The sequence below is a fragment of the Yersinia antarctica genome, from assembly GCF_056636475.1.
The window spans coordinates 3436300-3450034 of sequence record NZ_JBSJQF010000001.1 but is presented as its reverse complement, the minus strand read 5'-3'; the positions used below and the strand labels follow the sequence as shown (position 1 = coordinate 3450034).

The window sequence follows — 13735 nt, the reverse complement described above, 5'->3', positions numbered from 1 at the left end:
TTATGAGTTGTATCCTGAATGGGGAGTATAGCCAAAACCCTGAGGCTAAATTTACAGGTTGTTTTAATTTATCTTATTTGCTTAAAACTAAAGCAACAAAACTATATCCCTTCATCCACTTTATAAACCGCAATCGCTTCATCTACTGACTCGAAATATTTCACCTGATTATCTCGGCCAATAAATAGCGCTGCATCGCAGAACTCTTTCAGTGAACCGAGGCTATGGGAAACCATAAGAAAGCTTGATTCCTGGTGGCGGGATTTGAACAGGTCTGCACATTTTTGTTTAAAGCGCGCATCCCCTACAGCGGTGACTTCGTCCACCAGATAGTAATCAAACTTAAATGCCATACTCAGGCCAAAACCCAGGCGGGATTTCATGCCGGAAGAGTAGGTTTTGATTGGCATATCAAAGTATTTGCCAAGCTCGGCGAACTCTTCAACAAAGGCTACTTTCTCTCGTAATTCACGGTCTGCTGCATACAGGCGGGCGACAAACTTAACATTTTCACGCCCGGTCAAACTCCCCTGAAATCCACCTGCTAGTCCTACTGGCCAGGAGATCGTTTTATCGGTAATAACTTTGCCGCTATCAGGCCGGTCGATACCACCGATGACACGTAATAACGTTGATTTACCTGAACCATTGCGACCAATTAAGGCCACACTTTTATTAGCAGGGAACTCGACATGCAGATTTTTAAAAACATAATGGCGCCCAGCAGGGGTACGATAAGATTTGGTTAGATTTTCAATTCTGATCATGAGGTTAGCATCGCCTCTTCACCGTTACGGTACAACACAAGCCCAACAAACAGACTGACCAACGTACAGAAGGCCAGATAGTATAAGTTGGCACCTTCGCTGACATAACCCGGAACGACGGCTTCACGGCATAGCTCAACGACATGGACTAACGGATTCCACAGTAAGTACGGCCAGTAATCCTTTGGAATTGAATGGAGCGGAAACATAATGCAGGAAATAAAGTAGAGCGGTTTTAACAGAATGGGTAGAAACTTCTCGGTTTCGGGGAAGGTTTTTCCTATCACCATAAAACTCAGACCGACGCCGCAGGAGAAAATGATTAGCATTAACCAGACTAGAACCAGCGAAATAAGGTTAATGACTTCAAACTCCTCGCCAAGCAGGCCGACGATCGCCATCAGTAAGATGTAAACTACCGCATAAATTAATGATTCTAAAACAGCGCGGGCAATGATGGTGTCTATCGGCCTTACCGGGCGATAGTTAAATAAGCCTTGGTTGGCTTCTATAGCACCAATCGACCGGTTACTGATATTAATGAATACGAAGTAGGGAACAATCCCATTAATCAGAAAAACCGGGAAGGAAATATCTGGCATGGTACGCTGCATAATGTAGCCGAAAATGCCTAGTAGCATGAGCATGTGAGCCATAGGCTCTAGCGCCGCCCAAAGATAACCCAGCCGATACTTGCCAAATCTAGTTTTAATTTCCCTTAGAAACAAAGCGTTAACGGCAGCTTTTTGTACTTCGAAACCACTACGAGCCATCTGTTGTTGTCCAAAAATTTAATCTGGTTTGTCCACGCTACCGCCCCTGATTTACAGCACCCAGTATGCTGAAAGCAAAAATAGATTGTGGAATACCAATATGACGAAAATAACTACGCCAAAAGGATAGAGATATTTATACGTGTATTATAAAAAATAGATAATACTAGGCCTAGCATGGTCTGGTATTTTAATATGTATAGCCACACATTACCGTAGGTAATTAGAGGTGTAAAGGTTCTTCAGGCTGTTAGCTTAAATTTAATAAAGTTAATTTGCTATTATTAAGAACAATCTTGTTTTGTGGGAATTGTCTTATAATAATATGGCGGTTATGATTGAGTTATATCTGATGCTCTGGTTGGTCATGATTTACTTTGTTGTTGATATAGGCTGCTGTTATTTTTATGTTTCTCTATTTTATCGATAAATAATATCGAGATTGTATTGATTGTTAGTCTATTGAAGGGGATATAGATGATGATTCTAATATCCCCAATCATCTTCACTCCCGCTCTAAAGCCCTGATAGGGTCCATCTCGGCGGCCCGTTTGGCGGGGAAAAAACCAAAAATAATCCCAATCAAACTAGAACATATAAAGGCCATCATGATGGATGTTGTTGAATAAACCATTGAAAAGTTACTACTGAACTGACTGAATATCAGGCCGATTGCTAGCGATAATATTACGCCAAGGCCACCGCCCAATAAGCACACTAATACCGCCTCTATCAAAAACTGCTGCATAATATCGCTGGCACGGGCACCAACCGCCATCCGCACACCTATTTCTTTAGTACGTTCGGTGACCGATACCAACATAATATTCATCACTCCAATACCACCAACGATCAAAGAAATAACCGCAATCATTGATACCAGCAATGTCATGGTTGAGGTGGTCTTCTTAATGGTTTGACGGATACTGTCGGTATTCATCACGAAGAAATCCTGTGTCCCGTGACGTTGAGTGAGCAATTTTGTTACACCCTGTTCAGCATTCGCCAGGTCAATATCATCGTTCACCCGCACGGTAATACTCTTTAGATAAGATTGGCCGAGCATACGTTTCATCGCCGTCGTATAGGGGATCCACACATTGAGGTTCTCGTCGCTACCAAAACCACTTTGTTTCTTGGCCGCCACACCAATCACGCGGCAGGGCAGAGCGCCAAGTAAGATAACTTTTCCGATGGGGTTTTCGCCTTGGGCAAACAGCTTATCGCGGGTGTTTTCATCAATGACTGCCTCTTGCATCAGGCCATCGACGCTAGCGCGGTTAAAGGCCATTCCCTGGTTGATATTGTAGCCACGCACCAGAAAATATTGCTCACCGACCCCATTGACGGTGCCACTGACCGATTTATTACCATAACGTAGCGTGGTGCTGGTCGAAACCGTTGGTGTCACGCTGTGAATATAACCTTGTTGTGCCAGGGCATCCGCATCGGTCGCCCGTAGAGTATGGATTGCCGCTGAGCGCATATCACCAAAATCCTTGCCGGGGAAAATCTCCAGCGTGCTGGTCCCCATCGCGTTGATATTCGCCAAAACCTGTTGTTGCGAACCTTTTCCTAGTGCCACCACCGATACCACCGAGGCAATGCCAATAATAATCCCCAGCATGGTCAGTACGGTGCGCAAACGCTGTGCGGCCATCGCCAGTATTGCCATTTTAAACGCTTCTTGTAGGCGGTCGCGCTGCGCTTTCCACGAGGTGAGTAGTGGTTTACTGGCAATGTCTGGTTCTTGTTCGACGGTTGCTGTACTTACTGATTTTGTCGACTGCATTTGTCGGTCAGCAATGACCTCGCCATCTCTCAATTCAATAATTCGCTGCGCATGTTCTGCAATCGACATATCGTGGGTGACAATTACCACGGTGTGGCCTTGCTGGTGTAAGTCTTTCAGGATATTTAAGACTTCATTACCACTGTGAGTATCAAGTGCTCCGGTGGGCTCGTCGGCCAGAATAACTTCCCCGCCGTTCATTAGTGCTCTGGCAATACTGACCCGCTGCTGCTGCCCCCCGGAAAGCTGGCTTGGGCGATAATCCAGCCGCTCGGCCAGACCGAGGCGAGACAACAGGCTGGCGGCTCGCTTTTGACGTTCCTCGCGATTGATACCGGCGTAAATTGCCGGAATTTCCACATTCTCCCGCGCACTCAAATCATTTAGCAGATGGTAGCGCTGAAAGATAAAGCCAAAATGTTCACGGCGCAGTTCGGCGAGCGCATCACGGTCCAAATGTTGTGGGATCCGGCCAGCGACCAGATATTCGCCTGCGCTGGGTTTATCCAGACAACCGAGAATATTCATTAGCGTTGATTTACCGGAGCCTGATGCGCCAACAATCGCCACCATTTCTCCGCTGTAAATAGTTAGATTGATATTTTTCAGCACTTGAACCGTCTGTTCGCCATTAATAAATTCACGGCTGACATTATCAAGCTGAAGTAAGATCTTACTGTGGTTGAGGTCTGGCATCAGTTACATCCCCATCGGTGGCCCCATACGTTGGGCCTTATTGTTGGCGGTGGTACTGCTGCCTTGGCTGACGATCACCTGTTCTCCGGCTTGCAGGCCTGAGAGGATCTGTGCATCAACATTGTTATTTAGCCCAACGGTCACTTCACGCCAACCGATGTTGCCGTTGTTGCTCACCACTTGGACCTGATACTTTCCTTTTACGTTGTTTAATGCGGTTGCGGGGATAACGATGGCGTTCTCGGCTTTGTTGAGCACGATGTAGACCTGCGCGGTCATTGAAATTCGTAACGCGCCATTTGGGTTAGCAACATCAAACAGGCCGTTATAATAAATGGCAGTGCTACTGGAGCTGGAGCTGCTACTTGAGCTGGATGAGGTGGTGGTGGTTTCATCGTTGATCGAATCAGGCGCCGGTTCTATTGCCCGCAGCGTGGCACTGAATCGCTCTTCCGGCTCACCTAAAATAGTGAAGTAAACCGGCATACCGGCTTTAACTTTCACCACGTCAGCCTCAGAAATTTGTGCTTCTATCGTCATGGTGTCGAGCTGAGCGACTTTGATAATCGTTGGCGCACTTTGTACTGCGTTGACGGTTTGCCCCTCTTCAACCGGGATAGCCACCACTGTACCTGTGATGGGTGAGCTGATTTTAGTGTACCCAAGATTGAGTTTGGCGGTACTGACGGCAATTTCCGCCTGTGCAATCTGGGCATCGAGCGCAGTAATTTCCGCCTGAGTGCTTTCTAATGTGGCTTTGGCGCTATCAAAATCAGCGCGTACGCCGAGACCTTTGGCCAAAATTTGCTGCTGCCGTTGGTAGGTCAATAGGTTGTTTTTCTGTGTTGCCACTTTCGCCGCTCGTTGGGCGAGCACATTTTTCAGCGCTTCTTCGGCATCTTTCAGGGTATTTTGCTGAGTCAGGTCATCAATTTCAGCCACTAACTGGCCTTTCTCAACCTGCTGTCCTAGGGTGACATGGAGCGCTTTGATTTGCCCTGAAACCTGAGCCCCAACAGTGACTTGTTTTTGTGCCTTGATGGTGCCATCAGCCAAGACAGTTTGTTCCAGAGTGCGAGTTTCGGCGGCGGCGGTGATGTAAGCGGGTTTATCCGCCGGTGAAATCAATCTGAATAGCAGCACGCCGCCCGCTATCAGCAGCAGTACAGCCAGCCCGATAAAGCGTCGTTTCGACCTTGTAACCTGTTGCATAATCAATCAAAGATCCTTGAACCACAATGAAGAGAACGGTGAAACCAAATGCAGGGGGATAATTTACCGCCAACACCGATGAGTGTGAGTTAAGTGAGATTCAAGAATATGTAAGGATTGAGTAAAACCGGCTGCGCGCGAGTCAAATAGGCATGAAAATAGCCGAAATCAGGCAGGAGAGTTAAAAATGAAGATTTTGTTAGTCGATGATGATGTGGAACTGGGCACTATGCTGAGAGAATACCTGAGCGGTGAGGGCTTTAATGCCGAATTGGTATTAACCGGTAAAGCGGGTATTGCCGCAGCCTTATCTGGAGACTATACCGCCTTGATCCTCGATATTATGTTGCCTGATATGAGTGGTATTGATGTTTTGCGGCAAGTGCGTAAAAAAAGTCGCTTACCGATCATTATGTTAACCGCTAAAGGGGATAATATTGACCGGGTTATCGGTCTGGAAATGGGGGCAGATGACTATATGCCTAAACCCTGTTATCCCCGCGAGCTAGTCGCCCGCTTGCGCGCAGTATTGCGCCGCTTTGATGAACATCCTGAGGTGCCGTCAGCCGATGACAGTATCATCAGCCATGGCGACCTCACACTCAACCCGTCAACGCGCAGCAGTGAATGGCAGGGTAAACCGTTTGATCTGACTGCATCGGAATTTAACTTGTTGGAACTGCTGTTGCGTTCACCAGAGCGGGTGGTTACCAAAGATGAGTTATCCGATAAAGGATTAGGCCGACCACGGGAAGCCTATGACCGAAGTGTTGATGTGCATATCAGCAATATACGTCAAAAACTTGCAGCCCTGCCGGGGAACAATCTGAATATTGAAACGGTACGTAGTATTGGTTATCGCATCAGATAATAGCCTTGGGTGGAGTGAGATTGCTTATGCGCGGACGGTTGTTTTGGAAAATCCTGCTGGGTTTTTGGTTTACCTTTATTTTAATGACCCAGATGCTGTGGCTGGTGTTCTCCTTTTATGGCAATCGCCATGAACCCCCTGAGCGTGAAATGGTGCGGCAAATTGCCAAATTACAGGTTGCCTCGGCGGCGTCGGTATTACATTCCGGTGGTTTGCCTGCGCTAAGTACCATGACAGCTAACTGGTCGGAGGCTGATAAAGCCCATTTTTCTGTATTACCGGTGGCGGCGCTGCCACCGCTGACTGAAGAGGCGCTTACCGGGAAATCGATTCCCCAAGGCGGTGAACCTGAGTTTTATCGTCGTGAGGTTACCACTTGGGCCCAAGGCCCTGATGGACAAAACTATCGTGTCAGTTACGACATCGATGGCTTGCGACCCGTTAATCAGCAGGGTGGCCCCGATGAAAAGCGCCATGAAATACTGAATATTCCTATCCCTATGATTTGGATGGGCGTATTAGGCGGTTTGTTTTTTAGTGCGTTATTAGCCTGGAATCTAACGCGGCCGATGCGCCAGTTGCGTGCCGGTTTTGAACGGGTGGCACAGGGGGATTTGTCGGTACGATTGCTGCCGGTAATGCGGCGGCGTCATGATGAGCTGACTGAAGTTGCGCGTGACTTTGACTCAATGGCCGAACGGCTCGAAGCTCTAGTCAGTGCGCGGGAACAACTACTGCATGATGTGTCCCATGAGTTGCGTTCCCCGCTGGCGCGTTTGCAACTGGCGATTGGCTTAGCGCACCAGAATCCTGGCAATGTTGAAAGCTCATTACAGCGTATTGAGCATGAATCGGAACGGTTGGATAAGATGATTGGTGAGTTGCTGGCACTTTCACGAGCTGAAAACCACGATCTTGCTGACGATGACGAGTATTTCGATTTGCATGAGCTGGTCAAAGTGGTGGTAAATGATGCGCGCTTTGAGGCGCAGGTGCCGGGCGTTGAGATCTTGCTACAGGTGTTGCCCCCTATCGAGTACACCGTCAGAGGTAATGCTGAATTGATGCGACGGGCTATTGATAACATTGTCCGCAATGCGCTGCGTTTCTCCGTTCATGGGCAACAGGTAAAAGTGACACTTTCATTGGTGGATAAGAGTTATCAGATTCAGGTTGCTGACCAAGGACCAGGCGTTGAAGAGAGCAAGTTATCCAGTATTTTTGACCCCTTTGTGCGCGTTAAGTCGGCGATGTCTGGCAAAGGTTATGGTTTGGGATTGGCCATTACGCGTAAGGTGATTCAGGCCCATGGCGGGCAGGTTGAAGCACGCAATGGTGAGCAGGGGGGATTGGTGATTACACTACGGATCCCACGTTGGCTTGCAGTGGAGTAGTTTGACAGTAACGGTAATAGCAGAAAACAAAAACGGCACCCTTAGGCGCCGTTTTTTTATTCGTATGAGATTACTTCTTGATACGAATAATTGGTGTTTCACCAACGGTGACACTACCGGACAACTTAATCAGTTCTTTGATCTCGTCCATGTTGGAGATAACAACCGGCGTCAATGTAGACTTGGCTTTCTCTTCCAGCAGGGCCAGATTGAACTCAATAACCACATCACCTTTCTTGACGCGCTGGCCTTCTTCAGCGATGCGTTTGAAGCCTTCGCCTTTCAGTTCAACAGTGTCAATACCGAAGTGGACGAACAGCTCAATGCCGCTGTCTGATTCGATAGAAAAAGCATGGTTAGTCTCGAAAATTTTACCGATGGTGCCATCAACAGGAGCAACCATTTTATTGCCTGAAGGCTTGATAGCAATACCATCACCAACGATTTTCTCTGCAAAAACAACATCAGGAACATCTTCAATGTTGACGATTTCACCAGACAATGGCGCAACGATTTCAATAGTACCACTGTCTTTTTTGTCATCTGAAACCAGTGATTTCAGTTTATCGAACAAACCCATGATCTTCTCCTAAGTATTTATATCGGGCAGCGTTCCAGTATCGTGGAATTAGCAGAGTGTTTTTTCTTCGATGAATGTGGTAATCAAATCCATCAATTCCTTCGCTGTTGGTTGAGCTAATGCCTGCTCTGCCAACACCTTCACATCTTCGAAATTCGTATTACGGATAATTTTCTTGATGCGTGGGATCGAAATCGCACTCATGCTGAACTCATCCAGCCCCATGCCCAATAGCAACAGTGTAGCACGTTCATCACCAGCAAGTTCACCGCACATACCGGTCCACTTACCTTCAGCGTGAGATGCATCAATAACCTGTTTGATCAGGCCCAATACCGATGGCGACATTGGATTATAGAGATGAGAAATCAGCTCATTGCCACGATCTACTGCCAGAGTATACTGAGTTAGATCGTTTGTCCCAATACTAAAGAAGTCAACTTCCTTAGCTAAATGGCGAGCGATAACCGCCGCCGCAGGTGTTTCAACCATTACACCGACCTCGATAGTTTCATCGAAGGCCTTGTTTTCTTCACGTAATTGGCCTTTCAGCAGTTCAAGTTCTGCTTTCAGTTCACGTACTTCTTCAACCGAAATAATCATCGGGAACATAATACGTAATTTGCCAAATGCTGAGGCTCGCAAGATTGCGCGCAGCTGTGCGTGCAGAATTTCTTTGCGATCCATAGCAATACGGATAGCGCGCCAGCCCAGGAATGGGTTCTCTTCTTTCGGCAGGTTCATATACGGCAAATCTTTATCGCCGCCGATGTCCATGGTACGGACGATAACAGCCTGAGAGCCCATCGCTTCAGCAACGGCTTTATATGCCTGGAACTGCTCTTCTTCTGTAGGCAAAGAATCGCGGTCCATAAACAGGAATTCGGTACGATACAGACCAACACCTTCAGCGCCATTACGTTCAGCACCGGCGATATCACGCACAGTACCGATGTTGGCAACCACTTCAACCTGATGGCCATCAAGGGTGATAGCAGGCAGGTCTTTTAATTTGGCCAGATCATTTTTCTCGGTGATGTATTGAGTATTCACCGCTTTCAACTGCTCAATAATATCGGCAGTTGGGTTTAAATAGACTTTGTTGTTTACTGCATCAAGGATCAAATAGTCGCCATTCTGGACTTGTTTGGTCACATCGGAGGTGCCGACGATAGCAGGGAGTTCCAACGAACGAGCCATAATCGAGGTGTGAGAGGTACGGCCACCTAAATCGGTGATAAACCCTAACACTTTATCCAGATTAAGCTGTGCGGTTTCTGATGGCGTCAAATCGGTGGCAACCAGAATAACTTCATCCTGAATGGCACTCAGATCAACAATGGTCAGACCGAGAATGTTCTTCAGCAGGCGTTTACCGATATCACGCACGTCAGCCGCACGTTCTTTCAGGTATTCGTCATCCAGTTCTTCCAGGGCTTTTGCCTGCCCTTCAATCACTGAATAAGCGGCTGCATCAGCAGAGGCATGCTCATCTTTGATGAGGGCTATGATTTCCTGCTCAAGCTCTTCGTCTTCCAACAGCATGATATGCCCTTCGAAGATGGCAGCTTTCTCTTCGCCGAGGCTTGCTTCAGCTTTGGTCTTAATCGCTTCTAACTGCTCAGACGCTTTGGCCCGCCCAGATTTGAAACGTTCGACTTCCTGCTCCACTTGGTCAGCAGAGATCTTTTTCCGGTTGATGACAATCTCATCTTCTTTCAGCAAAAGTGCTTTACCAAAAGCGATACCCGGTGATACTAAAATGCCTGAAATCATAACCCTACCTTACTCTTGACTGGTGTTAACTAAAAAAGCGTGCGTGATTACTCAAGCTCAGCCATCAGTTTTACCAGATGCTCAACAGCTTTCTTCTCATCTTCACCAACAGCCGAGATCGTAACAACAGTACCTTGGGTCAGGCCCAGAGTTTGTAGTTTAAACAGGCTCTTGGCGCTGGCGCTTTTACCGTTAGAGATCACAGTAATTTCAGACGCAAAGCCTTTTGCTTCTTTTACGAACTGGGCAGCCGGGCGGGTATGCAGACCATTTGGTGCAGTAATAGTAACTTCTTGCTGGAACATTGTATTTCCCCAACTTATTGGATTTATGTTGTGGAGCTAAAGTTTAGTGTAGAACCCAAACTTTAGCCTGTATTGGTGCGCGTATAACAAGACCATCTGACTTGCGCATGACTATGCCTCAACCACCGGCAAGTCACAAAGACAGTTTCTGATGCAACCTGAATTCAGGTCTAAAATCGACACTGTCGTATCTAAGAATAATGCTCTCTTTGCGTTATGTCTTCAATCCACGTTCGGTGATGACATTTTTTGTCGCATTGCATAATTGTTAAATCGATTCAGCCAGAGATTCACTCAAGATACGATTAATTTCGCGTATCAAAATAATTGACCGGTTAAATACTAAACCCAGAGGGTAAAATCAATCTTTATGTAGTAAAAACTTTGAAGTGCGCCACAAAAAAAGCACCCATGAGGGTGCTTTTTTAGCATTTAGTGCGACAGCCTGACTACTGTTGCAGCTCTTGCTCAGTGAACAAATCTGCAAACAATGCTGTGCTTAAATAACGCTCACCCGAGGAGGGAAGAATAACCACAATTGTTTTGTCAGTAAAGCCATCTTCTTCGGAAAGTTTGACTGCTGCCGCAACTGCTGCACCGGAAGAAATACCGGCCAAAATGCCTTCTTCGTCCATCAAACGGCGAGCCATTGAGATAGCTTCATCATTGGTTACCAACGCTACGCGGTCAACCAAACTCAGATCGAGGTTGCCGGGAATAAAGCCAGCACCGATACCTTGGATTTTATGTGGGCCGGGTTTGATTTCCTGTCCAGCCAACGCTTGCGTGATAACCGGGGAGTCAGTCGGTTCAACCGCCACAGTGATAATCGCTTTGCCTTTGGTATTTTTAATGTAGCGGCTAACACCGGTCAGGGTACCACCGGTACCGACACCTGCGATAAAGACGTCCACTTCACCATCGGTATCTTCCCAAATTTCCGGGCCGGTGGTTTGCTCATGAATTTCCGGATTCGCTGGATTACTGAATTGCTGCAAAATCAGGTAACGGTCAGGGTCAGTTGCTTGAATCTCTTCCGCTTTAGCAATGGCTCCTTTCATCCCTTTGGCCCCTTCGGTCAGGACCAGATTAGCGCCGAGCGCTTTTAGTAGCTTACGGCGCTCAATGCTCATGGTTTCTGGCATGGTAAGGGTTAATTTATAACCGCGAGCGGCGGCAACAAATGCCAAAGCAATGCCGGTATTACCGCTGGTAGGTTCTACCAGCTCTTTGCCTGCGGTCAGAATGCCGCGCTTTTCGGCATCCCAAATCATATTGGAACCGATACGGCATTTAACGCTGAAACTTGGATTGCGTGATTCAACCTTCGCCAAAATGCGCCCGTTACCGATACGGTTCAGACGAACCAGCGGCGTATGGCCGATTGTTAAAGAGTTGTCTTCATATATCTTGCTCATAGCCCGTCCTTTAACTCTATGAAAATGTAGGAAACGTTCAAAGCATACGCTAACAGTATGGCTATGGAAGTAAGTAATTAGTATATCGATATGTTATTAGGAAATAAGTTTTAATCCCAATAGCTTTAAGGGCGTGGCTGGCACGCCCAAAGGAGATTAACGAGGTGGTTGAGTAAACTGGTCGCGGTAACGATCTACCCACATTGCGGTGGCTCCGCAAACGGCAACCGGCAGAATCACCAGATTAAGGAATGGGATCATAGTAAACAAGCTCACCAGTGCACCAAATTGCAAGTTATCGACTTTATTTTGTCGCAATGCACTGCGCATCTGCTGGAAACTCACTTTATGGTTATCAAAGGGATAATCGCAATATTGAATTGATAGCATCCAGGCACTGAATAAGAACCACAATACCGGCGCAACGGTCTGACCAATGCCAGGGATAAAGTAGAGCAGCAGCAGCCCTAATGCCCGGGGCAGGTAGTAAGCCAGTTTTTGCCACTCGCGCGCCATGATGCGCGGCAAATCTTTAACTATTCCCCATATACCGGTGTCTGGCAGTGGTTTACCCGTCAGACTGGCCTCCAGTTGCTCAGCCAGCAAGCCGCTAAAGGGGGCTGCAATAATATTGGCCAGGGTACTGAACAGGTAACTGAATACCAGTAGCACCGAGATAACCATTACTGGCCACAACAAATAACTCAGCCACTGTAACCAGTCGGGAACATGGCTCATCAATTGTGGAACCCAATCACCTATACGGTTGAATAACCACCAGAAAGCGCCCCCCATCAGCAGAATATTTACCAGTAAGGGCAAAATAACAAATCGCCGGATACCCGGACGGGAAATTAATTGCCATCCTTGGGCGAAATAATGGACACCACTCACCTTTTTTACCGCTTTTTGCGTATACGCCATGCCATTCAGTTCTCTGTAAGTCTATTGACCCACGTATCATATCGGTATGATTTCCCACTGCATAGTCACATATTGTGCAAAAAACGAGCGAAACATCTAGCATAATCATCTTTCTTCGAAGAAAATTGAGCACGGACTTGCACTTGTGTTCGTTGGCAAATAGAGTTAAAGGGTGAATGTTTGCCGCGGTGGCAATGTATTGGAACAACAGAGATAGTAATGATGCAGGATTTGCGTCTGATATTAATCGTTGTTGGCGCGATCGCCATAATAGCGTTGTTATTGCATGGTTTATGGACCAGCCGTAAAGAACGCTCTTCACTTTTTCGCGATCGCCCAGTTAAACGTCCGAAACAAGAACGTGTTGAAACCCCGATCGAGAGTCTCGATGAAGGGGTAGGAGAAGTGCGCGTCCGCACTGCTCATCCACAGGAGAAGCCTTCGTTTAGTCATATTGATGACGACGACGAAGACATGCCGGTTATTCAGCATACTGATACCAAACCGGCTCAGGTCAAGACGGAACCTCGTCACAAGCCTTTTGCTTCAGTGCCAACAGACTATGACGACCCTCTTTTGGGTGGGCTATCGGCTGAGCAACCACCGCATGCATCACAGCGTGATCCTTTGCTTGGATCGGTTGAAGAGTCGTATTCGCAACCGCGACACGCAGAGCCACAGCATGTGGCAGAACCTGCACCTCGTGTGGCACCACAACATGTGGAATCACAACCAGAGCCTGTCGCTCCGGCAGCAGAGGTGAAACCACAGAAACTGAAAGAGACCGTTTTGGTGCTGCATGTTGCTGCGCATCATGGTGGCGCTCTTGGCGGCGAGTTGCTGCTACAGAGTGTTCTTCAGTCTGGTTTCCAGTTTGGTGAGATGGGTATTTTCCATCGTCATCTTAGCCCGGCAGGCAGTGGCCCAGTATTATTCAGTTTGGCGAATATGGTAAAACCAGGTTCTTTCGACCCTGATACCATGTCTGATTTTTCAACGCCGGGTGTCTCAATGTTTATGATGGTGCCGTCTTATGGTGATGCCAATCAGAACTTTAAATTAATGCTGCAATCAGCCCAACGCATTGCTGATGATGTCGGTGGTGTAGTGTTGGATGATGATCGCCGCATGATGACCCCGCAGAAGCTGGAAACGTATAAGGCGCGTATCCGTGAAGTGCTGGATGCAAACGCTAGCGCCTGATAACGTTACCTCGCAATGAATCGA

12 protein-coding genes are annotated in these 13735 nt (G+C 47.3%); 3 read left to right on the top strand and 9 right to left on the bottom strand.

The window, feature by feature from the left end; genetic code table 11:
* Positions 1–101 precede the first annotated feature (101 nt).
* The 4 genes from ACWJJO_RS16065 to ACWJJO_RS16050 form a co-directional block, all read right to left on the bottom strand.
* A complete protein-coding gene (locus ACWJJO_RS16065; protein ID WP_481091239.1) occupies positions 102–767 on the bottom strand; it encodes an ABC transporter ATP-binding protein in 666 nt (221 codons plus the stop codon).
* Complete coding sequence (locus tag ACWJJO_RS16060) at positions 764–1540, bottom strand: ABC transporter permease (RefSeq protein ID WP_083163420.1); 777 nt, start codon at positions 1538–1540, stop codon at positions 764–766. The genes ACWJJO_RS16065 and ACWJJO_RS16060 overlap by 4 nt, the downstream gene beginning before the upstream one ends.
* Positions 1541–2045: 505 nt before the next feature.
* Positions 2046–4028: a MacB family efflux pump subunit gene (locus ACWJJO_RS16055; protein ID WP_083163422.1), complete on the bottom strand. Its 1983-nt coding sequence runs from the start codon at positions 4026–4028 to the stop codon at positions 2046–2048.
* A 3-nt stretch (positions 4029–4031) separates the two neighbouring features.
* Positions 4032–5240: an efflux RND transporter periplasmic adaptor subunit gene (locus ACWJJO_RS16050; protein ID WP_083163425.1), complete on the bottom strand. Its 1209-nt coding sequence runs from the start codon at positions 5238–5240 to the stop codon at positions 4032–4034.
* Positions 5241–5427: 187 nt separating this feature from the next.
* On the opposite strand from ACWJJO_RS16050, the gene ACWJJO_RS16045 reads away from it, so the two are divergent.
* Entirely contained in the window at positions 5428–6111 is a 684-nt protein-coding gene (locus tag ACWJJO_RS16045) for a response regulator transcription factor (RefSeq protein ID WP_083163427.1), read from the top strand.
* Positions 6112–6137: 26 nt separating this feature from the next.
* A complete protein-coding gene (locus ACWJJO_RS16040; RefSeq protein ID WP_083163430.1) occupies positions 6138–7505 on the top strand; it encodes an ATP-binding protein in 1368 nt (455 codons plus the stop codon).
* Between the two features lie 70 nt (positions 7506–7575).
* Here ACWJJO_RS16040 and crr read toward each other — a convergent pair whose 3' ends face one another.
* The 5 genes from crr to cysZ all read right to left on the bottom strand — a co-directional run bounded on the left by crr (position 7576) and on the right by cysZ (position 12508).
* Positions 7576–8085, bottom strand: a complete 510-nt coding sequence (gene crr / locus ACWJJO_RS16035; RefSeq protein WP_004392561.1) for a PTS glucose transporter subunit IIA — start codon at positions 8083–8085, stop codon at positions 7576–7578.
* Positions 8086–8133: 48 nt separating this feature from the next.
* Complete coding sequence (gene ptsI / locus ACWJJO_RS16030) at positions 8134–9861, bottom strand: phosphoenolpyruvate-protein phosphotransferase PtsI (RefSeq protein WP_372559580.1); 1728 nt, start codon at positions 9859–9861, stop codon at positions 8134–8136.
* Between the two features lie 47 nt (positions 9862–9908).
* Entirely contained in the window at positions 9909–10166 is a 258-nt protein-coding gene (gene ptsH, locus ACWJJO_RS16025; RefSeq protein ID WP_083163435.1) for a phosphocarrier protein Hpr, read from the bottom strand.
* Between the two features lie 449 nt (positions 10167–10615).
* Positions 10616–11584, bottom strand: a complete 969-nt coding sequence (gene cysK, locus ACWJJO_RS16020; RefSeq protein ID WP_083163436.1) for a cysteine synthase A — start codon at positions 11582–11584, stop codon at positions 10616–10618.
* Between the two features lie 156 nt (positions 11585–11740).
* On the bottom strand, positions 11741–12508 hold the full coding sequence (cysZ, locus tag ACWJJO_RS16015; RefSeq protein WP_372559579.1) for a sulfate transporter CysZ: 768 nt from the start codon (positions 12506–12508) through the stop codon (positions 11741–11743).
* Between the two features lie 219 nt (positions 12509–12727).
* Between cysZ and zipA the strand changes: the two genes are divergently transcribed.
* Positions 12728–13711 carry a cell division protein ZipA gene (zipA, locus tag ACWJJO_RS16010; RefSeq protein ID WP_102970550.1) on the top strand — a complete coding sequence of 328 codons (984 nt, stop codon included), beginning with the start codon at positions 12728–12730 and terminating at the stop codon, positions 13709–13711.
* The last annotated feature ends 24 nt before the right edge of the window (positions 13712–13735 follow it).